This window comes from Mycobacterium sp. ELW1 (assembly GCF_008329905.1).
Taxonomy (GTDB): domain Bacteria; phylum Actinomycetota; class Actinomycetes; order Mycobacteriales; family Mycobacteriaceae; genus Mycobacterium.
The window spans coordinates 497,233-522,420 of record NZ_CP032155.1 but is presented as its reverse complement, the minus strand read 5'-3'; the positions used below and the strand labels follow the sequence as shown (position 1 = coordinate 522,420).

The 25,188-nt window shown below is 65.5% G+C and carries 25 protein-coding genes; 15 read left to right on the top strand and 10 right to left on the bottom strand.

The genetic code is table 11. From position 1 onward, the window contains the following. The first annotated feature begins 32 nt into the window (after positions 1-32). Positions 33-626 (top strand): TetR/AcrR family transcriptional regulator, encoded by a 594-nt coding sequence (locus D3H54_RS02285; RefSeq protein ID WP_149377676.1) that lies wholly within the window; start codon positions 33-35, stop codon positions 624-626. A 244-nt stretch (positions 627-870) separates the two neighbouring features. Further along, entirely contained in the window at positions 871-1,017 is a 147-nt protein-coding gene (locus tag D3H54_RS31080; RefSeq protein ID WP_168214750.1) for a hypothetical protein, read from the top strand. Between the two features lie 13 nt (positions 1,018-1,030). On the opposite strand, the gene D3H54_RS02280 is transcribed toward D3H54_RS31080, so the two are convergent. The 3 genes from D3H54_RS02280 to D3H54_RS02270 all read right to left on the bottom strand — a co-directional run bounded on the left by D3H54_RS02280 (position 1,031) and on the right by D3H54_RS02270 (position 4,356). After that, positions 1,031-2,365, bottom strand: coding sequence for an Ig-like domain-containing protein (locus D3H54_RS02280; protein WP_149377675.1), 1,335 nt, complete (start codon positions 2,363-2,365; stop codon positions 1,031-1,033). A gap of 555 nt (positions 2,366-2,920) precedes the next feature. Next, positions 2,921-3,532 carry an NAD(P)H:quinone oxidoreductase gene (gene wrbA, locus D3H54_RS02275; protein ID WP_149377674.1) on the bottom strand — a complete coding sequence of 204 codons (612 nt, stop codon included), beginning with the start codon at positions 3,530-3,532 and terminating at the stop codon, positions 2,921-2,923. Further along, positions 3,529-4,356, bottom strand: a complete 828-nt coding sequence (locus D3H54_RS02270; RefSeq protein WP_149377673.1) for a hypothetical protein — start codon at positions 4,354-4,356, stop codon at positions 3,529-3,531. Before D3H54_RS02270 ends, wrbA begins: the two co-directional genes overlap by 4 nt. 53 nt (positions 4,357-4,409) lie before the next feature. Between D3H54_RS02270 and D3H54_RS02265 the strand changes: the two genes are divergently transcribed. Next, a complete protein-coding gene (locus D3H54_RS02265; RefSeq protein ID WP_102805056.1) occupies positions 4,410-4,892 on the top strand; it encodes a nuclear transport factor 2 family protein in 483 nt (160 codons plus the stop codon). Between the two features lie 72 nt (positions 4,893-4,964). Here D3H54_RS02265 and D3H54_RS02260 read toward each other — a convergent pair whose 3' ends face one another. Beyond that, positions 4,965-5,627, bottom strand: coding sequence for a L,D-transpeptidase family protein (locus D3H54_RS02260; protein WP_149377672.1), 663 nt, complete (start codon positions 5,625-5,627; stop codon positions 4,965-4,967). A gap of 250 nt (positions 5,628-5,877) precedes the next feature. On the opposite strand from D3H54_RS02260, the gene D3H54_RS02255 reads away from it, so the two are divergent. The 4 genes from D3H54_RS02255 (at position 5,878) to D3H54_RS02240 (ending at position 11,080) form a co-directional block, all read left to right on the top strand. Then, complete coding sequence (locus tag D3H54_RS02255; RefSeq protein ID WP_149377671.1) at positions 5,878-6,369, top strand: hypothetical protein; 492 nt, start codon at positions 5,878-5,880, stop codon at positions 6,367-6,369. Positions 6,370-7,517: 1,148 nt separating this feature from the next. Next, positions 7,518-8,609 carry a DUF5631 domain-containing protein gene (locus tag D3H54_RS02250; protein ID WP_149377670.1) on the top strand — a complete coding sequence of 364 codons (1,092 nt, stop codon included), beginning with the start codon at positions 7,518-7,520 and terminating at the stop codon, positions 8,607-8,609. Further along, on the top strand, positions 8,606-9,571 hold the full coding sequence (locus tag D3H54_RS02245; RefSeq protein WP_149377669.1) for a hypothetical protein: 966 nt from the start codon (positions 8,606-8,608) through the stop codon (positions 9,569-9,571). Before D3H54_RS02250 ends, D3H54_RS02245 begins: the two co-directional genes overlap by 4 nt. An 18-nt stretch (positions 9,572-9,589) precedes the next feature. Next, complete coding sequence (locus tag D3H54_RS02240; protein WP_149377668.1) at positions 9,590-11,080, top strand: bifunctional phosphatase PAP2/diacylglycerol kinase family protein; 1,491 nt, start codon at positions 9,590-9,592, stop codon at positions 11,078-11,080. On the opposite strand, the gene D3H54_RS02235 is transcribed toward D3H54_RS02240, so the two are convergent. Further along, complete coding sequence (locus D3H54_RS02235) at positions 11,034-11,702, bottom strand: phosphatase PAP2 family protein (protein ID WP_149377667.1); 669 nt, start codon at positions 11,700-11,702, stop codon at positions 11,034-11,036. The two genes, D3H54_RS02240 and D3H54_RS02235, sit on opposite strands and share 47 nt — an antisense overlap. Before the next feature lie 199 nt (positions 11,703-11,901). Between D3H54_RS02235 and D3H54_RS02230 the strand changes: the two genes are divergently transcribed. Together D3H54_RS02230 and stf0 are read left to right on the top strand one after the other, a co-directional pair. Then, positions 11,902-13,275 (top strand): sulfatase family protein, encoded by a 1,374-nt coding sequence (locus D3H54_RS02230; RefSeq protein WP_149377666.1) that lies wholly within the window; start codon positions 11,902-11,904, stop codon positions 13,273-13,275. Between the two features lie 68 nt (positions 13,276-13,343). Next, on the top strand, positions 13,344-14,147 hold the full coding sequence (gene stf0 / locus D3H54_RS02225; protein ID WP_149377665.1) for a trehalose 2-sulfotransferase: 804 nt from the start codon (positions 13,344-13,346) through the stop codon (positions 14,145-14,147). Here stf0 and D3H54_RS02220 read toward each other — a convergent pair. Beyond that, entirely contained in the window at positions 14,108-14,899 is a 792-nt protein-coding gene (locus D3H54_RS02220) for a trans-aconitate 2-methyltransferase (RefSeq protein ID WP_149377664.1), read from the bottom strand. The two genes, stf0 and D3H54_RS02220, sit on opposite strands and share 40 nt — an antisense overlap. A gap of 99 nt (positions 14,900-14,998) precedes the next feature. Here D3H54_RS02220 and D3H54_RS02215 point away from each other — a divergent pair, with 99 nt between their 5' ends. Continuing rightward, entirely contained in the window at positions 14,999-16,831 is a 1,833-nt protein-coding gene (locus D3H54_RS02215; protein ID WP_286199086.1) for an ArnT family glycosyltransferase, read from the top strand. A 55-nt stretch (positions 16,832-16,886) separates the two neighbouring features. Beyond that, a complete protein-coding gene (locus D3H54_RS02210) occupies positions 16,887-18,080 on the top strand; it encodes an alpha/beta hydrolase (protein ID WP_149377663.1) in 1,194 nt (397 codons plus the stop codon). Positions 18,081-18,083: 3 nt separating this feature from the next. Here D3H54_RS02210 and D3H54_RS02205 read toward each other — a convergent pair whose 3' ends face one another. The 3 genes from D3H54_RS02205 to D3H54_RS02195 all read right to left on the bottom strand — a co-directional run bounded on the left by D3H54_RS02205 (position 18,084) and on the right by D3H54_RS02195 (position 20,341). Continuing rightward, complete coding sequence (locus D3H54_RS02205) at positions 18,084-18,983, bottom strand: class I SAM-dependent methyltransferase (RefSeq protein ID WP_149377662.1); 900 nt, start codon at positions 18,981-18,983, stop codon at positions 18,084-18,086. 47 nt (positions 18,984-19,030) lie between these two features. Further along, positions 19,031-19,351: an EthD family reductase gene (locus D3H54_RS02200; protein WP_149377661.1), complete on the bottom strand. Its 321-nt coding sequence runs from the start codon at positions 19,349-19,351 to the stop codon at positions 19,031-19,033. A gap of 90 nt (positions 19,352-19,441) precedes the next feature. Next, a complete protein-coding gene (locus tag D3H54_RS02195) occupies positions 19,442-20,341 on the bottom strand; it encodes an oxygenase MpaB family protein (protein ID WP_168214749.1) in 900 nt (299 codons plus the stop codon). A gap of 84 nt (positions 20,342-20,425) precedes the next feature. Here D3H54_RS02195 and D3H54_RS02190 point away from each other — a divergent pair, with 84 nt between their 5' ends. Beyond that, positions 20,426-21,046, top strand: a complete 621-nt coding sequence (locus D3H54_RS02190) for a TetR/AcrR family transcriptional regulator (RefSeq protein WP_036342864.1) — start codon at positions 20,426-20,428, stop codon at positions 21,044-21,046. Here the strand turns inward: D3H54_RS02190 and D3H54_RS02185 are convergent. Beyond that, positions 21,043-21,621, bottom strand: a complete 579-nt coding sequence (locus tag D3H54_RS02185) for a VOC family protein (protein ID WP_149377660.1) — start codon at positions 21,619-21,621, stop codon at positions 21,043-21,045. The two genes, D3H54_RS02190 and D3H54_RS02185, sit on opposite strands and share 4 nt — an antisense overlap. A gap of 122 nt (positions 21,622-21,743) precedes the next feature. On the opposite strand from D3H54_RS02185, the gene D3H54_RS02180 reads away from it, so the two are divergent. From D3H54_RS02180 to D3H54_RS02170, 3 genes are read left to right on the top strand one after another with little or no spacing between them, the layout of a single operon-like run. Then, positions 21,744-22,865, top strand: coding sequence for an alpha/beta hydrolase (locus tag D3H54_RS02180; protein ID WP_149377659.1), 1,122 nt, complete (start codon positions 21,744-21,746; stop codon positions 22,863-22,865). Then, positions 22,841-23,827, top strand: coding sequence for a 2-hydroxyacid dehydrogenase (locus tag D3H54_RS02175; RefSeq protein ID WP_286199085.1), 987 nt, complete (start codon positions 22,841-22,843; stop codon positions 23,825-23,827). Before D3H54_RS02180 ends, D3H54_RS02175 begins: the two co-directional genes overlap by 25 nt. Then, positions 23,805-25,130 (top strand): MFS transporter, encoded by a 1,326-nt coding sequence (locus tag D3H54_RS02170; RefSeq protein WP_149377658.1) that lies wholly within the window; start codon positions 23,805-23,807, stop codon positions 25,128-25,130. The genes D3H54_RS02175 and D3H54_RS02170 overlap by 23 nt, the downstream gene beginning before the upstream one ends. The last annotated feature ends 58 nt before the right edge of the window (positions 25,131-25,188 follow it).

Sequence of the window (25,188 nt, the reverse complement as noted above, 5' to 3'; positions counted from 1 at the left end):
CATAGTCGGCTCAATGTTATAAAGTCAACGATGTGAAAGCGCTGGGCACTCCCCCGACGCGGCAGACCCAGTCGCCGCGCAAGCGGGGCGACGACACCCGGGCCTTGATCATCGACGAGACCGTGCGCTGCGTGGTCGAAGAGGGTTTCCACGCCGCAACCGCCAAACACGTCGCCGAGCGCGCCGGGGTCACCTGGGGAGTCATCCAGTACCACTTCGGCGACCGCAACGGGTTGCTGATGGCTGTCGTCGACGAGGGTGTGGCCGGCTTGCTCAAAAGTCTCGGCGAGGCCGATGTCGCCGATCTGGGACTGCGGGAGCGCATCGAGGTCGTCGTCGACACCGCATTCCGCTGCTACAGCAGCCCGACGTCATTGGCGGCATTCGAGATTCTGCGGGCCACCCGCGGCACCCACGGCGACAGCGCCAAACGCCACCTGTTGGAGATCAATACCGCGATCAATCAACTGGGCCGGCTGATCTCCGACGATCCCGGCGTGGCCGAAGTGATCTGGTCGTCACTGCGCGGCATGGTGCTGGTCGAGATGATCGTGAACTCACACCTGGAGTGGCAGCGCGAGCGTCAGCTGTTGGTGGACATGGTCACTCGGTACTTGCAGGACTGAGCCCGCGCTACAGCGAACGCCGTCACCCTTCGTCGTTCATCGTGTGCGCCGTCACATGACCTAGGCCACAAACATGGCGCACTCGCGTGTGCCTGTCGCGAATCTCACAGGGCCAAAGTTGATTTACCTGAAATTAACAAGGAGCATCGAGGTGTTCCTTCAGACAGGCGATCCCTGATTGATGGACGTCTACAGCAAAAAACAAATCCCCTGCTGAACCGGGGGACATCAAGGAGTTGAGAAAATGTCGTCGATTGCGCAGTTCCGCAAAGACATGAAGCGGGCAGTGACGCGTCGCCGTCTGTACGCACGAATCAGTGCGATGCCGCCGTCAACGGTTCGCGAAGAACTCGTTGCCATTGCCCAGCGCTACGAAAACGAGCTTGGCTGAGGCTTCCCCATCCTCAAAGTTGTGACACCGGAACGGCGATCGTAAAGCCCAGATCCTTGAGCACGCCGATCTCGTAGGCGCTGAGGATCCTGACCCCCTTACCGTCATCGGTTGCCGAATTCATCAGCTGCAAAGCATTTTTGGCCGTCGGGTCGGTGTTGTCGAACACCTTGTCATCGAGGTGCGACGGTGAGCCGTCGTAGAGCGGTACGACACCGCCGTAGGCCGCTCGGGCGTTGGGTCCACCGAAGAACAGCCCGCCATTGCCGCCGGTCAGGTTCGGGGTGAAGCCAGCACCGAATGCGTAACTGCTGCCGTCGATTACAGGCGTTCCGTTCGCATCGGTGATGAATCGGTCGTAGGTGGTCCAGACGTCACGACCCTCCGGGTTGGGGTCGGTGACAGAGTCGAAGAATCCCAGCGCGTGCAGTAGCTCGTGCATCATCGTGGACTCGAAGTCCATCTCGTCCTCGCCGACTTTGTCACCGAACGCCCAGTCGTTACCGAAGTTGACCGTCACATTGCCGTCGGCGATCTTGCCATTGGGGTCGGCGCCGGTGATGAGCTTCTGCTGGGCCACCAGGTTGCGGAAGCCGGGGCCCTCCCCGCTGACCATCGGGCTTCCGGCCGATGCCAGGGTGTCGGAGCAATAGCCGGTGGAGCAATCCTTTTCGTAGATCGGTTGACCGCCCGGTCCGATGCCGACGACCTTCGGGCGCGCCAGGGTCGCCTTGACGGTGAGATCGATGTTGATGGCAGCGCCGGCGACTACGTAGGCAGACACTTGGGTGGCCGACCACTCCAGTGCGGCCTTGGCTTGCGGGGTCCAGTACTGAGACCCGTTGACGAAGCTGAACGTGAATGTCGCTCGGCTTGCGTCGCCTTGAGTGATGACGACGTTGCGATAGGCGCCGGCCGGCCGGTTGAGATCCAGAATATTGAGATGAGTACCGGTGTCGGACGCGGCGACGATGAAAGAGTCCAGGCCGGTGAAATCGGATCCCGGGGTGTAGTTGTAGGTCCCGTCACGGTTGACTACCACGCTGCCATGCATCGGAGCCTGCACGACGGTGTAGCGAATCGCGTCTCCGTCAGCATCGCTTCCGTGTAGGTCGCCGGTGATGGCTCCCTCGGTCTGGCCGGTCGTCTGAATCGGATTGACAGTGGGGACTTGGTTGAACAGCGTCCGGCGCGTGAGGAGCGCTAGACCTTCGAAGAATGTGCGGATGGGAGCCAGCACTCTGCCCAGCAGTGCCCTCAACCCGCGCAGCGCGGGCGGGACGTTGGTGAGCGACGGCGCCTGGGTCGTGGCGATCTGTTGTGCCCTCGGCGTGAGCGTCGTTGTCACGGATGCCGTTGGCTCGACGGACGCTACACGGGTCGATGCCGCTGGTGGTTCGGTGTGACTGACCGATGTCGCGGCACCTCGTGGGCGAACGGTTACGGTCACCGAGTTGCTTGTGCCGGAACGAGTCTGACCGATCCGTGGTGGCGTCCGGCCGGATCCGTCGCTCGCTGCCTTGGGGGCTCGTCGCGCGGCGCCGTGGCCGGCCTTGCCGGTGCCGCTCGACCGCGCTACCGGCGCGGTTTTTGATCCGTGCCGGGCGGCGGGACCGGCCGACGCTGTGGAAGCTCCGGCGTCCGCACCGTCGGCGACCGCGATACCGGTGACTTGCGGACTGGCCAGGGAGAGCCCGAAAACAACGGCCGCAACTCCGATGCCGGTACGGCGCGACGCTACAGACATCCAGATACCCCCGAGTATCAATGGTTGCTAGCAAACGAGACGAGGGTACCCCAAGCGGGTTTGCGATGGTGCGTCATTGAGAAAAGACCACCGGCAGAAGTTCTCTGAGCTACATCGTGAGCCCGGCCCTCACGGGCGGCCGGGCTTCAGCGAAGCTTATGCGGGATCGGCGGGTCCGAGCCGTCCGGCGATGGTGACCACCCGTCGTGCCAAGTGCTGCAACGCCGCGGTGGTTTCCTCGGCGATCGGATTCTGATTGTCCGGGCCGGTGATATGGCTGACGCCGTAGGGGTTGCCGTCGGCGAATTTCAGCGGATCGGTGTATCCGGGCGGTACGAGGATGCCGCCGAAATGCATGAGCGTGATGTAGAGGGCAAGCAACGTGGTTTCCTGGCCACCATGGGCGGTCTGGGAAGACGTGAACGCAGAGTAGACCTTGTCGGCGAGTTTGCCTTGCGCCCACAGACCGCCCAGCGAGTCGATGAAGGTGCGGAATTGCGATGCGGGAGAACCGAATCGGGTGGGCGTACCGAAGATGACCGCGTCGGCCCAGACGATGTCGTCGCCGGTGGCGGCCGGCAGGTCTTTGGTGGCTTCGTAGTTGTCGGTCCACGCCGGGTTCTGAGCGAATGACTCCGGATCGCGGGTCTCGGCGATGTGCCGAAGGCGCACTTCTGCGCCCGCCTCTTCGGCGGCTGCGACAACCGTCTTGGCCATAGCTGTGCCGTGGCCGGTGGCCGAGTAGTAGATGACCGCGAGCTTCGTCATGTCGTTTCCTCTTTCTCTTCCGGGAACAGTTTTCGCACGAGCACCCCTGCGAGGATGCCGACCACGATCAGTGCGATACCCACTGCTGCGGCAAGTGCACCGCTGACCCAGCCCGCGATTCCGATGCCGATCACGAAACCAGGCAGCCAGTCCAGAAGCTTCCCGAATGACGGCGGTGCTTCGGCAGATTCGCCACTGGCGGCCAAGGACTTCGCTCGTGCGTAGTCGGGGTAGAACTCGGTGATCGCGACGGCGATCAGTGTGATGGCGAGTTGGACGATCCAACCGGTCCAGAAGTTGTCACCGTCGTGCAGCACCGCGTCACCGAAGGTGCCGACCGCCGTGTTGATGACGAAGGCGCCGGCCCACACCGCGCTCAGTGTGTAGTTGACCCGGATGAACAGTGGGCTGTCCCAGTGTTGGGGGTCGACGGTGTCGCGGGCGTAGGCAATGGTGAACGGCTTGCGGATCGCCAGGGTGGCCAAGGCGTAGGCGGCGAGTAGTCCGTTGGTGATTTCGCCGGCCCACAGCTCGAGCCAGTTGACGAGCGCTGGCGAGCCGAAGATGCCCAAGACAACGAACCCGGCGAAGACCACGGCGCCGAACACTTCGAGGGAATGCACCTTGATGCCGCGACGGCTGCCCGCCCACATGACGATGAGGGTGAGTGCCAGCGCAGCGGCCGCGGCCTGCCCGAAGCGGCCCGGGCCGGACATGATGGCCATGACAATCCAGGGCGCGATGCCAGAGAACGGTGACCGAAGGAAGCCGTCGATGCAGTTGGTTCGCGGGACGGCGGCGTCGGGCTTGTCCGAATCAGCCATGGGCACATTGTCACCGGGACAACCGCCCCCGGCGACAGATTCGGTGTGCTGCAATGACCGGCATGGCTGATGCGGAAGCAATCGAAGCGATCAAACAGGTCAAGTACCGCTATCTGCGGGCGCTGGACACCAAGCATTGGGACGATTTCGCCGACACCCTGACTGAGGATATCGTCGGTGACTACGGCTCGTCATTGGGTGAGGAGCACAGCTTCACCAACCGCAAGGATCTGGTGGAGTTCATGCGCAAGTCGATGCCGGCCGGTGTGCTGACCGAGCACCGCGTCACCCATCCGGAAATCAGCGTGGACGGCGACGAAGCCGAGGCCATCTGGTACCTGCAGGACCGGGTGATCGTGCCGGAGTTCAATTTCGTGCTGGAGGGAGCGGCGTTCTACCGCGACCGCTACCGCAAGACGCCCGATGGCTGGAAGATCAGCAAGACCGGATACGACCGGACCTACGAGTTCACGATGTCGACCGAAGCGCTGAACTTCAAAGCGACGCCGGGCGCCGCGATCAACCCGAACCCCTAGTTGCGTCGAGCGTGGGGGTTGTCGGTGACGATCGTCGCCGATGTCACCGACAACCCGCACGCTCGATCAGCGCTATTTGGCGACGGCGATCAGCGCGCCGGGCTGAAGCCAGCGCATGATCTTGACGAGCGTGTCGTCGTCGAGGGAGACGCATCCGGCGGTGGGGCCGCCGTCGGTGGTGTGGACGAAGAATGCGCCGCCGTTGCCGGGAACGCGAGCCTTGTTGACGCCCATCACGATCGCATGGGCGTACTGCGGGATATAGAGGTTCTCGGTGCCGCTGGCCGGGTTGGTGTCGAACGGGCAGTCGGCTTTCTTGCAGACCTGCATGGTGTTGTAGGTCGGGCTCTTCATGTCGCCGTCCCACCAGTGGTCTTTCGTGACCTGGACGTATTGCAGGCCACCGCCCGGGTTGGGCTGGGTGCCGAAGGCGAAGTCGAGGGTGAAGATGCCCATCGGCGTCTTCATTTCGCCGTCGTGCGATTGAGGAACCATGCCGTTGGCGCCGACGTGGGTGGGGACTCCGACGAGGACGGGCTGCCAGCCGTTGGCGCCGCGCTGCCAGACGTCCATCTTGGCGGTGGCTCCGCCGGTGCTGACGACGGACAGGACCTGGGTAGCGCCGCCGACGTTGGACTGAAACCACGGGGTTTCGGCGTGGCTGGGCGGCGCCGAGGACAGCGCGAGCAGCGCCGCGGTGAAGGCAGCACAGATCGAAACGACGGCTCGGCGCATCGGTTCATGGTCCCTGTGAGGTTCCTGGCGGGTCAAGTCAAGGTTCGGTGACGGTTGCGTCTGGGCCAGCTAACGATGTCTTGTCAGTGCTGGGGTATTTGCATCCGTTCCGGGGGCACTTGAACTGCGTGTACCGGCTGGTCGGAGCGGGTATTGCACCTTTTGGTGAATAGCGGACCGGCAAACGCAAGGGATACCATTTCGACATGTCGCAAGTGCCGTACGGACCCGGGCCTGCAGGACCAGCTCCGTGGCAGGGACCTCCCCGTCGGGAGGCCCGTCGCGGTTGCCGACGATCATCGCGATCGTCATCGCGGTAATAGCTGTTGCGGTCGCAATTGGCGCGTGGTTTCGGCCGGCGCCGAAGCCTGAGACTCCGGCGGCCAAGACATACAGCGAGCAAGAAGTCTTGGATGCGAAGAAGGCTGTGTGCGACGCTTTCAATCGCGTGTACGACACGCTCGACGTCAACAACCGAAAAGTGCCGAATCAAACCGGCGATCCATTCGCAGTCGCTGTTAATACTCGACTAGCGGTGCACATGGCGGCCGAGTATCTACTGCAGAAAGTAAATGAAAATCCTGCCTCGCCTGACGAGTTAACTTCCTCGATTCGAGAACTCGCCAACGCTTATAATGAAACCGTCCTCGAACAAATCGGTAACAGCGATAAAGCCCGGCTTGATTCGTATTATCAAACTTCGATGGACCTTCAAACCCGGCTTCAGGGTGACTGCAAGTGACCGACTACCCTCCGGGTGACTGGTCGCCGCTTCTAGTCGGCCACCAATGGCCGGACGCGAGTTCGTTAGCTTTGTTGCACGCGGCGACCGGAAACCGCAGGAATATACAAACGTTGTTGCACTCCTACGCGGATCAACTCGGAACTGTCCGAACGGGTGTTCTCGGCGAGCAGGAAGGGGTAACTGCGGAAGATGCTCGGTTAGCCTTTCAATCTGGCGAGCAGCAGGCTCGGGAGTTAGCTACGAAAAATGGAACTAAAGAGACGTCGTACGAGTCAGCAGAGAGATCAGTTACAGAACTTCGCTCTAACTTGTCTACAATAGCCGCTCAAGGAAACGATGAAATAAGGGGAATCCAGAACTCAAAGGATCCGCTGCCAGTCAAGATCGATCGAATCGTCGAAGCGGTCATGAAGGGTCAAACTCTCGCGAATACCGAAGCAGCCAAACACGCCGGTTCCCTCTACGGAGCTATCCAGCCCGTCTTGGACAGCGAGCTTGGCGGAGTTTCAGCCCAGTCCTTCGCAAAGTCGAATGGCGCTGACCTAGATCGCGCGTTTGGGTCCCCTAGCCCGGACGGCGTACGCGAACAAGTGACCAAAACGTTGGAAGACCTAAAGCGAGCACCTGCCGCAGGCGGGGCCAGCACACCCGGCCAAAATTTCTTGACTTCGGGTGCTGACGACGCACCACCTGCACCGAAGATCGCGGGCACTGGACACTCCAACGTTGGTCAGGGGCTGACGCAAAGCGGTGAGACCGTGGGAGCGCCGGCCGGCGTCCCAGCCGCGGTAGGTGAGCCCCGCAATCTGAGCGCAGGAGGAGCTACTTCGACCCCGGCAATACCTCCAGCGCCCCAGAACATCACTTCTAACCCGCTGGCCTCTGGAGGTCAGACCTCGTTACCCGGCAGCGGGGTGAGCATGGGCCAGGGCGGCTCGATTGGTGCACCCAACATTTCGGCAGGTGCATCGCAGCCCTCTCTCCCCTCAACCTCCGCCCCCACAAACGCGCTCTCCCCCGAAGGCTTCGCCCAGAATTTCAACAGCGGCGCACAAGCCGGCGGCCCGGTTTCGTCGGGCGCTGAAGGTCTCTCGAACACCGCTGCCCACGCCATGCAGCCGCAAACCCCCCTCCACCCCGAGAGCATGGCTGCACCGCCAATGGCGCCCACAGCGCCGACCGCAGGAGCGCCGCTCTTCGAAACAGCCCACGCCGCACCGACATACGACGCCGGCCAGGCACCCGTCGCTCCCCCAGCAGATACCACCCAGGCCTACGTCGCCGCCCCTGCCGCCCAAGCGCCCGTCATGCCCTCGACGGCCGCCCCCGCCGCTCCTCAAGGTCCGCTGCCTGCCTACGGTGCGGACCTGAGACCCCCCGCGGCCACCGCACCCGCCGCACAGCCGGCCATGCCGACCGCCGCATCCCCCGGGTCGGCACCGGTCCACCCGTCCGCCGGCACCCAGCTCAACCAGCCTGCCGTCGTCCGCCAAGCTCCGACAGCCGCATCGACCGCAGCGTCCGCACCAGCCGGACTCACCGAAAATGCCGTCGCCGCAACCACTACCGGCGCCATGGCCGGCGCGAGCGCCGTCGTGACCCAAGCCCAACAACGCCTCAACAGACTGCTCGACGCCGTCGCCCGTCAAGAACCCAAGTTGCGCTGGGCCATCGGCGACCGCGACGACGTCACCACCGTCCTGGCCACCGACCTTGCCAGCGGCTGGATCCCACCCCAAGTCGAAATCCCCACCGGCATCAAGCTTCTCAAGCCAGGCAACCGCGCCAAGACACTCGACGCCCTCCTCGGCGAGACCACCCTGACCGCCGCCTATGCCCCGGGCCAGTACCTCCCGCCCGAAGAAGACGCACAACCCACGCAGATGTCCATCCGCGCCCGCGACACCGCAGACGTCGAAGACCTCGGCTGGGAGCTCGCCCAAGCCACCAAGTGGCGCGACGGCCTACCCCGCCTCGCCCACACCCTGGCCAAAGCCGCATCGACGGGCACCGGCTACCTGGACTCCGAAGTCGAACTGCTTCGCGAACACCTCGCGACCGTCGCAGGCAAGGTCCTAGGTGACTACCCCGATCACGTCGACACCGCTAACGTCGGCAACTGGCAGCTCCTGGCGACCATCGACGCGCTGATCAAGGGCGAAAAGACCGCTGCCAACTACCACTTCGCGTGGTTTCAGGCCCTGAACCTGGCACTGAAGGGAGAGGTGCACCGATGAGTGGCGGCGGACAGCTCAACGTGACTCAGGGCGGCTATGAATCGGCCAACGCTGGGAACATGCCCCCACCACCCATCACCTCCGATCCGCTCGTCGCCGGCGCGACCCCGATCGAACAGCTGCTGCGCGTCCTCGGCCTGGCCGCCAATCTCGGTGACCCCAAGGACAACACCGAAAGCATCGAGGAACACGCCAAGCGCGATTCCAAGACCGCCGAGGCCGCCGCGAAATTCCCCGCCCAGGACGAGCAGGCCAACGCCGAGATGAAAGGCGTCGCCGGGCAGGGCCAGGCCGATCAGATGGCCCAACAACTTCCGCAGATGGCCTCTCAGCTCGCCGGCGCCCTGGCCGGCGCGATGGGCGGAGCCTTGCAGCCGCTGGCCCAGATCCCCCAGCAGGTCGCCCAAGGCGCCCAACAAATGATGCAGGCCGGCATGGGCATGATGCAGCAAGCCGGCGGCGCCTCGGCAGAACTCGACAAAGCCAGCCTGACCGACCCGTTGGGCGAATTCGGTGAGACACCCGGCGAAATGGGTTCTGGCGGTGGCGGATCCGGCGGTGGCGGCGGCGGAATCGGCGGTACCTCGCCGACCGCTATGCTCGGGCCGCCCCCGGTGCCCGCCGCAGGAACCTCGCCGTCAGCAGCAAACACCCAAGTGCCGGCACCGCGAATGGCTGCGCCGACGTCGGCCCCCGCAGGCGGCATGGGCGGCATGCCGATGATCCCGCCCGGCGCGATGCACGGCGCGGGCGGATCGGAGAAGGACGCCAAGGCCGACACCAAGCGAGTGTCCGTGCCGACCGTGAAAAACGGCGCCCCAGTTCAAGGCCGCATCACCACCCCGCCGCCCGCCGACCCTCACGTCACCAAGAAGGTCGACGGCAAGCCGGTCGCGACCAGGCGCATCATCCTGCCCGACAGCAAGCCGGCAGACGAGGGATCCGGCGAGCCGAAGTCCTGACCCCGATACCGTGGAGCGATGACATCGCGAAGCTTGCTCGAAGGTCAAGGCATCCGTCAGATCACCGGAGGGCTTGGCACGCTGGATCGCGAGGTGTTCGAGGCCGTCGCCGAATCGCCGAGCCTGCTTCTCGACAAGGCCATGCCGGTGCTCACCCGCGCCGCCGACCACTCCAAGCTGTGGTTCGCGATCGCCGCTGTCCTGGCTGCGACGGGTTCGCCCTCGGCGCGCCGGGGCGCCGGCCGCGGGGTGATCACGCTGGCCATCACCAGCCTGGTGACCAATCAGGGCGCCAAGCGGGTGTGGAAACGCGATCGTCCGAACCGCACCCTGGTTCCGCTGGTCCGACGGTCGCGCCGAGTCCCGACGTCGAATTCGCTTCCCTCCGGCCACTCGGCCAGTGCCGCCGCCTTCGCGGTCGGCGTCGGACTGGAGAACCCGCCGCTGGGCCTGGGCCTGGCGCTCCTGGCGGGCTTGGTGGGCCTGTCCCGGGTGGCCACCGGCGCGCACTACCCCGGCGACGTGTTCGCCGGATTCGGGATCGGCGCGGCGATCGCTGTGCTGGGTGGCCGGCTGGTTCCGCCGATCGTGCCGGCGAAGTTGCCGTCCAACGAGCCGCTCATCATCGACACCCCGGAGCGTCCGGAGGGCGAAGGCGTCGTGCTCGTCATCAACCCCGCTTCGGGCAGCGGTACCGGAACTCGGGTCATCGACGAGGTCCGCGAAAAGCTGCCGAAGGCCGAGATCGTTGAACTCGGCGAGGACGACAATCCGGAGACCGTCCTGAAGGAGGCCGCCCAGCGCGCCGAGGTGCTCGGAGTGGGCGGCGGCGACGGGACCGTGTCCGCCGCGGCGTCGGTGGCGATCGCCACCGGGCTGCCGCTGGCGGTGTTCCCCGCCGGAACGTTCAACCACTTCGCCAAGGACATCGGCTGCGAGACCGTCGACCGCACTGTGTCGGCCATCCGAGGTGGCAACGTCTCGTGCGTCGACCTGGTGTGCCTCAACGAAGACCAGATGGTGATCAACACCGCCAGCATCGGTGCATACCCGTTGTTCGTCCAGACCCGCGAGAAGCTCGAGCACAAGGTCGGCAAGCCACTGGCCGGGATGTACGCGATGCTGCATACGCTGCGCCGCGGGACGCCTGTTCGAATCCGGTTCGACAACAAGACGATTCAGACGTCGCTGTTCTTCCTCGGCAATTCCGTCTATCTGCCATCGGGTTTCGCCCCGGCCCGTCGCACCCGCATGGACGACGGACTTCTCGACGTTCGGATCCTGGAAACCGGGAAGCGATTCAGCCGCCTGCGCATTCTCACCGCGGTCGCGCTCGGCCGCCTCGAACGCAGTCCGCTCTACCACGAGATTCAGGCGCCGGAGTTCACGTTCGAGGCCGTCGACGGCCCGACGCCGCTGGCCCGCGACGGCGAGGTCGGCGACACCTACGACAAAGCCAGCTTCAGCGCGAAGTACCGAGTGCTGCCGGTGTTTCGGCCGCTGGTGTGAGCGGCAGCGGCGGCACCAGTCGCACGCACAGCAGGTAGTAGAGGTAGCCCAGCGCCCATCCCGCCAGCACGTCGGACGGGTGGTGAACGTTGAGGATCACCCGCCCCACTCCGACCAGCACGATCAGCAGGCCACCCACAACGGCCAGCACCCGCCTGAGCTGGGGACTGAGATGCGGCCAGAGCACGGTGAGCAGGGCCAGCACGCCCACCATGACCCCCAGTGCGTGACCGGACGGGAACGACGTCGACGACCCGTGGGCAAGCGCCGTTGCCGGGCGGGGACGGCCGGCGAGGAACTTCGCGCCCTCGGTGACCAGGCCCATGAGCCCGATGCTGATCACCAGGAACACCGCGGTGGGCACCTTGCGGCGCACCAAAGCGATGATCAGCAGTATCAACGCGACCACCCGGAAGCCGTTCGGGCCGAATACGACGCAGAACACCACCCAGAAGGACACCCAACCGGGGCGTGAAGCGCCGATGTTGTGGAAAGCCTGGAGGAGGTCGGTGTCGATCGAATCCAGCCAACCCCAGTTGAGCGCATACCCGACCCACATCGTCGCGTAGACAGCCACGGCGACGACGATCGAGGCGGTCAGCCAGGTTTTCTTCGATGCCATCTGTTCTTGAGTACCACGGCACCCTGGCACGTTCGTCGGAGTGACCGTCCTGCTATCAGGATTGTTCGGAATCGGTAATCTTCCGCGCGCAATGACCCGACCAAACTCCGGCTGTCGATAACACTTGCGCCGGGCACCGGATGCAGGCACCGTCACCGGGCGGGGCAAGCTAGACCCCAGGAGCCGAACGGAGGCGTACGTGAGCCGGGACAACCTGTTGATCGTCCATTGGCACGATCTGGGCCGCTGCCTGGGCGCCTACGGATATCCGGGGGTATCGAGCCCGCGCCTGGACCAGCTCGCCGACGAAGGTGTTCTGTTCACCCGCGCACACGCCACCGCCCCGCTGTGCTCGCCTGCGCGCGGATCATTGTTCACCGGCCGCTATCCCCACAGCAACGGACTGGTCGGCCTGGCGCATCACGGCTTCGAGTACCGCACCGGCGTGCGCACCTTGCCGCACATCCTTCACGAGCATGGTTGGTATTCAGCACTATTCGGTATGCAGCACGAAACGTCGTTCCCGGCGCGGCTGGGTTACGACGAGTTCGACGTCTCCAATTCGTACTGTGAGTACGTCGTCGAACGGGCCCAAGCGTGGCTCACCGACAGCGCACCACTCGCGGGAATCAGCCCGTTTCTGCTCACCGCGGGGTTCTTCGAGACCCACCGGCCTTATCCGCATGATCGCTACGAGCCCGCCGAGACGGCCGACGTCGAGGTCCCCGACTTCCTCCCTGACACCCCCGAGGTCCGCGGCGACCTCGCCGACTTCTACGGCTCGATTGCCGTCGCCGATGCCGCAGTAGGCCGATTGCTGGACACCCTCGACGACACCGGGCTCGCCGCCAACACCTGGGTGGTGTTCCTCACCGACCACGGCCCGGCGTTTCCGCGCGCGAAGTCCACCCTCTACGACGCCGGCACCGGCATCGCGACGATCATCCGGCCGCCGCGCCGGCTTCAGAGCAAATCCTTGGTGTATGACGAACTGTTCAGCGGGGTCGATCTGCTACCGACTTTGTTGGAGCTGGTCGGAATCACCCCTGGCGATGACGTCGAAGGGCTCTCTCACGCAGCCAATTTGATTGCCGGGCAGGGTAATCCAGTGCGTGAGCATGTTTACACCGAGAAGACTTATCACGACTCATACGACCCCATCCGGGCCATCCGCAGCAAGAAGTACAGCTACATCGAGAACTACGCGCAACGACCACTGCTCGACCTGCCGCTGGACATCGAGGAAAGCCCGTCCGGCCAGGCGGTGGAGCCGTTCATCAACGCACCGCGCCCGGCGCGCGAACTCTACGACCTTGAAGCCGATCCGGCCGAATTGAACAATCTTCTCCTCGAGCCGACCGAGGAGGCCGAAGCCATCGCTGAGGAGCTCGCGGTCCTGCTCAACGAGTGGCGTCAGAAAACAGGCGACGCCATTCCTTCCGAGTTCGCCGGAACACGGATCGCGGCCCGCTACACCGAGACCTATTTCGAGATCAACGGACTCACCCTGACGAGCCGTTCGGCGGTCGCCTCGGAACGAGGTTTGGACGACGAAATCGGCTTCCCGCAATAGTTTTCGTCACAGCGAATTAAAGCCACCTGACCTGGGCGTCGGTATCTGAGTGCCGTTAGGCTCAGGGCATGCCCGATCATCCGACCGCCTATCTCGTACTCGCCTCTCAACGCAGCGGCAGCACGCTGTTGGTGGAGTCATTGCGAGCGACTGGCGTCGCTGGTGAGCCGCAGGAGTTCTTCCAGTACCTGCCGAACACCAGCATGTCGCCTCAGCCCAGGGAGTGGTTTTCCGAGGCCGAGGACGAATCGATTCTGCGACTGCTCGATCCACTGATCGAAGGCAAGCCAGACCTGGCTCCCGCGGAGATCTGGCGCGACTACATCCGCACGGTCGGCCGCACCCCGAACGGCATCTGGGGCGGCAAACTGATGTGGAATCAGACCGCACTTCTGCTCAGTCGAGCCAAAGATCTTCCCGAGCGGTCGGGATCAGGGCTCCTGTCCGCCATCCGCGATGTGGTCGGCAGCGATCCCGTGCTGATCCACGTGTACCGTCCCGACGTTGTCTCGCAGGCGGTTTCGTTCTGGCGAGCGGTTCAGACCCGGGTCTGGCGCGGCCGGCCGGACCCGGTGCGGGATGCGCGAGCCGAATACCACGCCGGGGCGATCGCCCACGTGGTGCAAATGCTGCGGGCGCAGGAAGAGGGCTGGCGCAACTGGTTCGCCGAAGAAGATGTCCACCCGATCGACGTGCCCTATCCGGTGTTGTGGCGCAACCTGACTGACGTTGTCGCGCAGGTGCTCGAGGCACTCGGCCTTGACCCTCGACTGGCGCCCGCACCCGTCCTGGAACGCCAGGCCGACCAGCGGTCTGACGAATGGGTGGACCGCTACCGCGCCGACGCCGAACGCGACGGACTGCCCACCTGAGCGACGACGAAGATCCGCCGGAACGGGAAGTACGTGCGCCCGTCGGGCCGAGCAGGGTAGGCCTCGTCGAGCATCGGGATCAGTTCACTTCGGAACTGGTGCCATTGGTCGTCGTCCAGCCGATCACGCACCGGGGTGAGCGCGGTGCCGGTGATCCAGTTGAGCACGGCGTTCTCACCGTCGAGCTCATGGATATAGATGGTCTCCCAGGCGTCGACGTGGCAGCCCGCCTCGGTGAGCAGCTCGGCATACCTGATAGGCGTCTCCACGACCTTTGGGGTTCGGAAGGCGAAGTCGCCCAGGATTTTTGACCAGTGCTCCTGGTCGGCGAGCCGGCGCACCGCCACATGGGACGGCGCGTCGAAGTTGCCCGGCACCTGGACGGCGATCCAGGCACCGGGATCCAGCTGGCCTGCCCAGCGCGCCATCAGCTCGGGATGCCCCGGAATCCATTGCAGCGCCGCATTACTGAATACAACGTCGGTGTCCGGGTGCGGTGTCCACGCGGTGATGTCAGCGAGCTCGGCGTCGATTCCGCGCTCCCGCGCGGCGGCGACCATCTCGGGCGAGCTGTCCACGGCCTCCAACACCGCATCCGGCCAGCGCTCAGCGAGCTGTTCGGTGAGATTACCCGGGCCGCAGCCCAGATCAGTCACCCGCCGCGGTGACTCGGCTCCGACCCTGCCCAACAAGTCGAAGAACGGCCTGCCGCGCTGGTCGGCGAACGCCAGGTAAGTCTGCGGGTTCCACATGCCGCCCACTTCACCACATGCGCGTGAATCATGAAATACACAGCGACTTCCCAGCTCCGCCAACCAGCGCCGGCCAGCACTTTCAGGCACGGTGGTGCGGTGACCGCCACCGCCGACCACACCGAACTACTCGGTGCGGCCATCGCTGAGGTCCCGGTGCGCGCCGCGCCCCGGTGGCCGGCCTTCGCTGTGACCGCACTTCTGGTCGCCACTGCGGCGCTGTATCTCTGGAATCTTCCGATCAACGGTTACGGCAACGCCTTCTACGCGGCGGCCGCCCAGTCCGGCGCCAAGAACTGGGGCGCGTGGTTCTTCGGCTCGCTGGATCCCAACAACTTCATCACCGTCGACAAGCCGCCCGCCGCGTTGTGGGTGACGGGGTTGTCGGTGCGGCTGTTCGGGATGAACAGCTGGGCGGTCCTGGTGCCGCAAGCACTGATGGGGGTCGGGGCTGTCGCACTCCTCTACGCCGCGGTGCGTCGCGTCGTGGCCGACCCCGGGCGCGGTGCGGTGGCGGGCCTGATCGCCGGCGCCGTCCTGGCACTCACCCCGGCTGCCACGTTGATGTTTCGCTACAACAACCCCGACGCACTCATGGTCCTGTTGATGGTCGCGGGTGCCTACTTTCTGATTCGCGCCATCCCCGGCGCGTCGTGGCGATGGCTGATGCTCGTCGGCGTCGTGCTGGGGCTGGCGTTCCTCACCAAGATGCTGGCCGGGCTGATGGTGCTGCCCGCCTTCGGTCTCGCCTATCTACTGTTCGCACCGACGACTTGGTGGCGACGACTGCTGCATCTCCTGGGTGCCACTGGTGCGCTGATGATTTCGGGCGGCTGGTGGGTCGCGGTGGTCCAGCTGTGGCCGGCCGCGGCGCGCCCCTACATCGGCAGTTCGACCAACAACACGGTGCTCAATCTCGCACTGGGATACAACGGCGTCGACCGGATCGTCGGAGGCGGCAACGCGGTGTCCCACGGACACCCCAGCGGGTGGACCACCCACGCCGGGGTACTGCGACTTCTCTCCGCGGAGATGGGTTACGAGGCGTCCTGGCTGCTGCCCGCCGCCGTCGTCGCCATCGTGGCAGGCGCGTATCTTGCGTTGCGCCGCAAGCTAAGCCGCGTCGAGGCCGCCAGCTTCACCATGTGGACCGGGTGGCTGGCGGTGTGCACTGTCGTGTTCAGTTACATGACCGGCATGGTGCACCCGTACTACACCATCGCCTTGGCGCCGGCGGCCGGCGCGCTGATCGGTCTGGCGGCGGTGTGGAGCAGATCCGCGGCGATCGTGATGGTGGTGGCCGCCGCCTGGTGGGCCGTCATTCTGCTGCACCGCGCACAATTGGGCCCGACCTGGGCCCGCTCGGTCATCGGGTGGACGGGCGTTGCGGCCGTAGTTCTGCTGGCCGCGGCGCTGACCCGATGGCCGCGGCTCACCCCCGTCGCGCTGGCGGTCTCGCTCGTGGCGGGCCTCACCGGCACCGCGATGTTCTCGGTGGCCACCGCTGCCACCCCGCACAACGGCTCGATACCGAATGCCGCCCACACCGCCGACGTGTGGCCGACCGTCGGCAACCGTTTCGGCACGAAGATGATGATGGGCGCCAGTTCGGACAGAGTCGACCCGCAGCTGGCCGAGATGCTGGCCGCCACCCCCACTCTGTGGTCGGCGGCGACCTCCGGTTCACAGGCGGCGGCCTCCCTGGAAATCGCGTCCGGCACCGCGGTGATGGCGATCGGCGGCTGGAGCAACGACCCGGTGCCCACCCTGGCGCAATTCATCGACGACGTGCACGCCCAGAAGATCAGTTACTACGTCGAAAGCGGCCGGATGCGCAGCCACGACCGGGTCGGTGGGCAGATCGCCGACTGGGTACAGCAGCATTACCGACCGGTGAAGGTCGGCGGCGCGACGGTGTATCACCTGTTGTGAACCGCGCGCCCAGTTAGCATCCGATGACAGATGCCGACCTCGAAAGGCCGCGACAATGACGTCGAACGTCGACTTGCCCATTCCTGTGCCGGTGCCCGATGTGCCGGGTGCCGACGCCGGATACGAGGGATTGCCCGACCGCTCCGATCTGACCGCACTTCAGCGGCTCACCGTCGACGCCTCCGCGGTGGCCGACATCGGTCTGCGCACGGCGATCGCGTCGCTGGTCGGGGCGTCCATGCTGCCGACCGTAGCCAAGAGCATCGTGCGCCGGTCGGACCTGCACCGCGAGCGCAGCAATCTCGAGTTCTACGCCGAGCTCGCCGCGCGCCGCGACCCGGTGGCATCCTTTCCCGCGCCCACCGACGTGCCCGCCGTGACGACCCGCCCGGCGAACCCTGTCGCGCAGTACATCGCACACGGCAACGTGGAGAATCTGCGATTCGAGAGCAGCTTCGTACCGATCAATCCGGATATGCGTAAGCAGTGGAAGCGACTGGAGCGCAACAACGTTGTGTGGGCCCAGCATTGGCGCCACGACGACGGTCCGCGGCCGACGTTGTGTGTGATCCACGGTTTCATGGGTTCGCCCTATCTGTTCAACGGGCTGTTCTTCTCGCTGCCGTGGTTCTACAGGACCGGATACGACGTGCTGCTGTACACGCTGCCGTTCCACGGCCGTCGCGCCGAAAAAGGCTCGCCCTTCAGCGGATACGGCTTCTTCTCCCAAGGCATGGCCGGATTCGCCGAGACCATGGGCCAAGCGGTCCACGACTTCCGATCCGTCGTGAACTGGTTGCGCGACACGGGAGTCGAACGCATTGCGCTCACCGGAATGTCGTTGGGCGGCTATACCTCAGCGCTGGTCGCCTCGGCCGATGACCGGCTGGAGGCGGTGATTCCCAACGTTCCGGTGGTCACTCCGGAGTCGACGTTCGACGAGTGGTGGCCGGCCAACAAACTGATCGAAATGGGCCGCAAGTTCGGCACCATCGGACGTGACGAGTCCGCGGCCGCCTCGGCGTACCACTGCGCGTTGAACTACGAGCCGTTGGTGCCGCGGGATCGGCGACTGATCATCACCGGCCTCGGTGATCGGCTGGCGCCGCCTGAGCAGGCCGAGGCGCTCTGGGAGCACTGGGATCGCTGTGCGCTGCACTGGTTCCCGGGCAACCACATCCTGCACGTCAGCCAGCCCGAGTATCTGCGCCGCATCAACCGGTTCCTCCGGCCGGTGATGTGGAATTAGCGCCTAGCTTTTGATCGCGCTCACCAGCGTGATGCTGGACAGCATGTTGGCCGCCTCGGCGTCCGCCGACTCGACCGAGCGGCCCACGGTCTTCAGATAGTCGATCAACGTGGTGTCCTGCGCCGTCCACCCGCGCTCGGCGAACCACTGCGCGGCCGGCGCATGCTGCTCGTTGTACACCAGCTGCCACCACTGGCCCCGCTCGTCGTCGCTTGCCTTCGCTTCGTCGACCTTCTCGCGGAAAGCATCGCGATCCATCGGTCGGCCCTCCTCGACCGCCGCATGGCTGCCCGGAGCAGCCAGCGCGTCGATCCCGGTGAACAGCTGCTCCTGGGCGCTGGCGGGCAGATAGATCAGCAGGCCTTCGGCGATCCATGCCGACGGCTCGTCGGGCCGGAAACCGCTGTCGCGCAGGGCTTGCGCCCAGTCGTCCCGCAAATCGATCGCAATCTCCCTGCGCTCGGCTTTCGCGGTGGCGCCGTGCGCGGCCAGGGTCTCGCGCTTGAACTCCAGCACCTGCGGCTGATCAAGTTCGTAGACGGTGGTGCCTGCCGGCCAGTCCAACCGGTAGGCGCGAGAATCCAGGCCCGCGGCGAGCAGGACGACCTGACGCACGCCCGCCTGGGCCGCCGCACGGAAATACGCATCGAAATACCGGGTCCGCGCCGCCTGGAAGGTGACGAAATGTTGACCGAACTCCGGGGTCTTCAGCGGATGGTCGGGCGCCTCGCCGTCCAGGACCGCAGCCCATGGACCACCGACGGCGCGACAGAACACCTCGGCGAACGGGTCGACCGCCAGCGGGTCGGGTTTCTGCGCCTCCAGTGCCCGGGCGGCGGCGACGAACAACGCCGTCGAGCCGACGCTGGTGGTGATGTCCCAGGTGTCGTTGTCACTTCGCACTGCCGCGAGGGTACTCGCGGAATCTGGCAATGCGGGAGTGGCAGGGATCAGTGCGAGGGAATCTGGATGTCCGAGAAGAGGACTCGAACACCTCCGGTCGACAGCCGCGCCATCGCCTCGAAGAACGCACCGGCCTCCGCAGTGGCCACCGCCGCGCTGGCCGCGTCGTAGTCGGGGTAGTACAGGTCGATCATGCGGTAGGCCGGAGTCGGCGACCCGTCCTCCTTGGGCCACACCTTCGAGGTCTCGAACCGGATGTGGCCCGGAATCTTGCGGGCGGCGTCGAGTTGTTCGGCCTCGTATGCGGCCTCGAAGGCATCCGGATCGGTGGGGTTGTCGTAGATGACCGTGATCTTGGTTTCCGGCACCTGATCTCCTTTGACGTTACTGACGCTGCGACGCCCGCCAGTATTGCCGGTCAGGCCCCGAAGCGATACCCGAACCGGTTCCGAACGTCGTCAGACCAGCGGTCGGCCGGTGCGAATCCGCCAATCCACATCGCGCAGAAGCAGATTGAACGGGAACTCGCGGATGATCCGTGGAGTGAGGTTGTTGACGAACCGGATGCGCGCCATCAACCGGTCGAACTTGCGCTGTTTGTCCGGATTCCAGTCGAGGTGCATCTCGTCGCGGAAGCGCTGCGGCAGGAACCCCGTGGTGATCAGCAGGTTGAACTGTTCGAGCGGTTCCTGCACGCGCTTCGGCAATCGCACGCCCCGGATCCGGGACACCGCGAACGGGTACAGATATTCGCGGATCGTGTCGTCGATGTGCAGCTTGTCCAGTGACTCCTGCCAGTACTTGTCGAACGCGGCCCGGTCGGCGGGCCACATCTCGGCGGGCACCTGCAAAGTGGTGGCCAGTGCCGCGCTCTCCCGGTAGTGCCGGTCTGCGGTCTCGTCGTCCATCTCGCCGATGAACACCCGGGCCACGTCGACCCCGCCCTTGTAGAGGCACGCGGCTACCCAGAGCTGCAGGTTTTTGTCGAACGCGTTGTACTCCACCGGGCTGTCCGGCGTCGAATACACCTGCGCGTGCGACTTGTTGACCGCACGTCGATACGCCTTCTTCTGCTCGTCGGTGCCGCGGGTGGCCACCGCCAGGTAGGTGAAGGTCGTCCTGGCTCGTTTGATCGGGTGCCGGTCGGCTCGTCCGCTTTCGACCCGGCTCTCCATCACGCCGTAGCCGACGCCCGGCAGGGCCAGCTCCATGATCACGTTCGCCGGACCGGCCAGCAGCGCGACACCCATCAGTCCGTCGTCGAATCCCGGCCCCCAGGTGCGGCGCCGAGCCGACGGCATCGGCGGCGCGCTCACCGCCCGATCGACGTGGCTGATGACGGGTTCACGGATCGCCACGCTGGGCCACCTATCGAATGAGAATCTGACAACGAATGTTTCCCAATATTGCCGCGCTGGCCTCAGCAATGTCAAGATGGGCTAATGACGCAGGCACGGCCCTATGGCGGCGTGGATGCCGCCGACCGGCTGGCCCGGAGACGGGCCCGCCTACTCGAGGCCGGGCTGGAGCTGCTGGGCAGCAACGTCGACCCCGCTGAGCTCACGGTTCGAGGCATCTGCCGGGAGGCCGGCGTCGCCACCCGCTACTTCTACGAGAGCTTCGCCGACAAGGACGAGTTCGTCGCGGCGGTCTTCGACTGGGTGGTCGCCGAGCTGGCCGCCACCACGCAGGCCGCGGTGGCAACAGCGCCGGTCGATGCGCAGAACCGGGCGGCCATGGCCAATATCGTGCGGACGATCGAACTCGATCCACGGGTGGGTCGGCTGATGTTCAGCTCGCAGCTGTCCAACACGACGGTGGTCCGCAAACGGCAGGAGTCCGGCGCGCTGTTCGCCATGCTGTCGGGCCAGCATGTCGAGGCGTTGTTACACCGCCCCGCCAACGACCGGATCAAGGCATTCGCGCACTTCGTCGTCGGCGGCGTCGGCCAGACCATCAGCGCCTGGCTGGGCGGCGCGATCACATTGACACCCGCCGAACTCGCCGATCAGCTCACCGCGATCATCGACGAACTCGGCGATCCGCGGCTGTTCCGCGACTAGCCTGCGGCGATCGGCTGCTTGCGGTCGGCTGCCGTCTTGGGCGCAGTTGCGGCTTCGTGATCGGTGAATTCTCGCGTCCAGCAGGCGAATTCGAGCACGATTCCGTCCGGATCGCTGAAGTAGAAGGACCGTACGTACACCCCGGGGTGGAGCTCGCGAGTGGCTCCCTGGGGACTGTCGTCGTGGTTGAGCACCGGCCCGACCCGCACACCCTTGTCCTTGAGTCGCTGGCGGTACTCGTCGAACTTCTCCTCCGGCACATGGAAAGCCAGATGATTCATCGAGCCCACGGCACTGACGATCGACCCCAGGCCGGGCAGCGCCGCCGGGGTGGTGCTGCCCGCTGTGCCGTCCGGCGCTTCGGTGAACCAGAAGAACGCCACGCAATCGCCGTTGCCGGCGTCGAAAAAGAAGTGCTGCCCCAGTCCGTCGGGCAGGTTCAGCGACTTGACCAGCGGCATACCCAGCACGTTCGAGTAGAAATCGACCGTGCGCTCCATGTCCGAGCACACCAGCGCGATGTGGTTGATACCCCCGAGCTCGAATTCTGGGTTGGTGTTGTGCGGCTTGATCACGGTGTGCCCCCACAGATGCTGGTCGACTCTCCCAACCGAACCTAACACCGCATTCAGGCATGCACATCGACGCTGACGAATATCGTCTCCTCAGCGATCAACACCCGCAGGAGGCCACCGACATGCCCACACCCGGAGTCGTGCGCGAATTCATCGGGGTGTCCTCGCCCACCGCGCGTCGGGCCGGTGCGGGCGGCCACCCCTGCCAGGGCCTGTATCACCGCGGCGTGGGCCGCAAGCCGAAGGTCGCCGTCATCGCCACCCACTACCAGATCGACTTCTCCGAGCACTACCTCGCCGATTACCTGGCCACCCGCGGAGTCGGGTTCCTCGGCTGGAACACCCGCTTCCGCGGATTCGAGAGCAGCTTCATGCTCGACCATGCCCTGGTCGACATCGGCGTCGGAGTGCGCTGGCTGCGGGAAATCCAGGGCGTGGAAACGATTGTGCTCCTCGGCAATTCGGGAGGCGGCTCATTGATGGCGGCCTATCAGTCCCAGGCCGTAGACCCCAACGTCACCCCCTTGGACGGTATGAGGCCCGCTGCGGGGCTGACCGATCTGCCGCCCGCCGACGGCTACATCGCCAGTGCCGCCCACCCGGGGCGTCCCGACGTCCTGACCGCCTGGATGGACGGCGCCGTCACCGACGAAAACGATGCGGTGGCCACCGATCCCGACCTCGACCTGTTCGACGAGCGCAACGGGCCACCGTTCTCCGCCGAGTTTCTGGCCCGCTACCGGTCGGCTCAGATCGCCCGTAACCACGCCATCACCGACTGGGCGGAGACCGAGCTCAAGCGGGTGCAAGCCGCCGGCTTCTCCGATCGGCCGTTCACCGTGATGCGCACCTGGGCCGATCCCCGCATGGTGGACCCGGCCATCGAACCCACCAAACGGCAACCCAACCTCTGCTACGCCGGTGTTCCGGTCAAGGCCAACCGCTCCGCACACGGCATTGCCGCAGCCTGCACGCTGCGCAGCTGGCTGGGCATGTGGAGCCTCAAGACCGCCCAGACCCGCGCCGAACCGCATCTGGGCCGGGTCAGTGTCCCGGCATTGGTGATCAACGCCGAGCAGGACACCGGGGTGTTCCCATCGGACGCTCAGCGCATCTTCGACGCGTTGGCCAGCACCGACAAGACTCTGTGCGCCATCGACACCGACCACTACTTCACCACGCCGGGCGCGCGGGGCGAGCAGGCGGACACGATCGCGAAGTGGATCGCCAAGCGGTGGCGCTAAGAGTTCTGGCGCACTTTCTCCCTGGCGAGAAGGTGCTGGATATTGTTGCACCAGAGGCAGATTGGCTCGACATTCGCTGGTGCCACGAAGACGACGACGAGACGCTGCACCGCGAGCTGCCCGATGCCGAGGTGATCTGGCACGTGCTGCGTCCGCTGTCCGGCGAGGATCTGCGCCGCGCACCGCTGCTGCGACTGGTGCACAAGCTCGGCGCCGGGGTGAACACCATCGACGTCGAGACAGCCGACGAGCTGGGGATCGCGGTGGCGAACATGCCGGGCGCCAACGCACCCTCGGTCGCCGAGGGCGCGGCGCTGCTGATGCTGGCCGCACTGCGCCGGCTTCCCGCGCTGGACAGTCTCACCCGGCAAGGCCTGGGCTGGCCGACGGATCCCAGCCTGGTCGAGACGGTGCGCGACATCGGCAGCTGCACCGTCGGCCTGGTCGGCTACGGCAACATCGCCAAACGTGTCGAGCGGATCGTGCTCGCGATGGGCGGCACCGTCCTGCACACCAGCACCGCCGACGACGGCACCGCCACCTGGCGTCCGCTGACCGAGCTGCTCGCCGACAGCGACGTGATCAGCCTGCACCTGCCGCTGACCGCCGCGACCGACAAGCTGATCAACCGGGCTGCGCTGGACGCGATGAAGCCACATGCGGTTCTGGTCAACACCTCTCGCGGCGGTGTCATCGATGAGCCCGCGTTGATCGATGCCCTGCGCGATGGCCGGCTGGCCGCCGCCGGACTCGATGTGTTCACCGAAGAACCAGTCGACCCGGCCAGCCCGCTACTCCAGCTCGACAACGTCGTGGTGACACCCCACGTCACCTGGTGCACCGTCGACACCATGCGGCGCTACCTGATCCAGGCCGTCGACAACTGCCGCCGTCTGTACGACGGCCGCGACCTGGTCAACGTCGTCAACGGGAGGCCGGATGTCCGTCGTATCGACCGGTGAGCAGTCGCTGGAAGCGCGCACCCTGCGCAAGGTGGCCATTCGCGCGCTGCCCTTCCTCATGGCGCTGTACTTCGTCAACTACCTTGACCGCACCAACCTCGGCATCGCCAAGGCCGACATCAGCGAACACCTGCAGCTCACGGCGAGCATGTTCGGCCTGGCGTCGGGCATCTTCTTCATCGGATACGTCCTGGTCGAGGTGCCGTCCAATCTGGCGCTTGAGCGCTTCGGCGCCCGCCGTTGGCTGGCACGCATCGCGGTGTCGTGGGGAATCGTCGCCGTCGCAATCGGATTCGCGCCCAACGCGCCCACCCTGCTGGCGTTGCGATTCCTGCTCGGCGTCGCCGAGGCGGGGCTGTTCCCCGGGGTGATCTTCTATCTGACCCGCTGGTTCCCGGCCGCCTACCGGGCGCGGATTGTGGCCATGTTCATGATGGCCAGCCCGATCGCCGCGGCCGTCGGAACTCCGTTGGCGGCGTGGATGATCCAGGCCGGTGAAGGCACGTTCGGGCTGGCCGGCTGGCAATTCATGATGATCGGCGTCGGGTTGCCCGCGATCATCCTCGGCGTGATCTGCTGGTTCTATCTGACCGACCGGCCCGCCGAGGCGCACTGGCTGCAACCCGACGAACGGCAATGGCTGACCGACGTGCTGGCCGACGAGGAACGCGATGTCGCAGGCAGCTTCGACTTCCCACTGCGCCGGGCGCTGACCAGCCCGCGGATCTGGTTGCTGGCCCTGGTGTACTTCGGCGTCGCCTACGGCTTGTACGCACTGGCGTTCTTCCTGCCCTCGATCATCTCCGACTTCAAGAAGACCTTCGATGTGCACCTGTCGATCGTGCAGGTCGGCCTGATCACCGCGGTGCCCTACACCCTTGCCGCGATCGCGATGTACCTCTGGTCACGCCACGCCGACCGCCAGAACGAACACGTCTGGCACGTCGCGATCCCAATGGGTTTGGGCGGCTTGGCTATTCCGATCGCGCTGTATCTGGACTCCCCGCTGCTGGTGATGGTCCCGGTGTGCATCACCGCGATGGGAGTGTTCAGTGCGATCCCCAGCTTCTGGGCGCTGCCGGCGCAGTTCCTCACCGGTGCCGCCGCCGCGGGCGGGATCGGGTTGATCAACTCGATCGGCAACCTCGGCGGATTCGCGGCACCGTACGCGACCGGTGCGCTGAACCAGTTCACCGGCAGCGACAAAGCCGGCATGTGGGCGGTGGGCATCGTCATGCTGATTTCCGCGGTCGTGGTGGTGGTGCTGCGTGCCACCCCGGAGCGGGGCGCCCGCCGTAGCTGAGTGGACAGTGGGCGCCGGGTACCCTGACTCCCAACCCACCGGTTAATAGGGAAGGCAC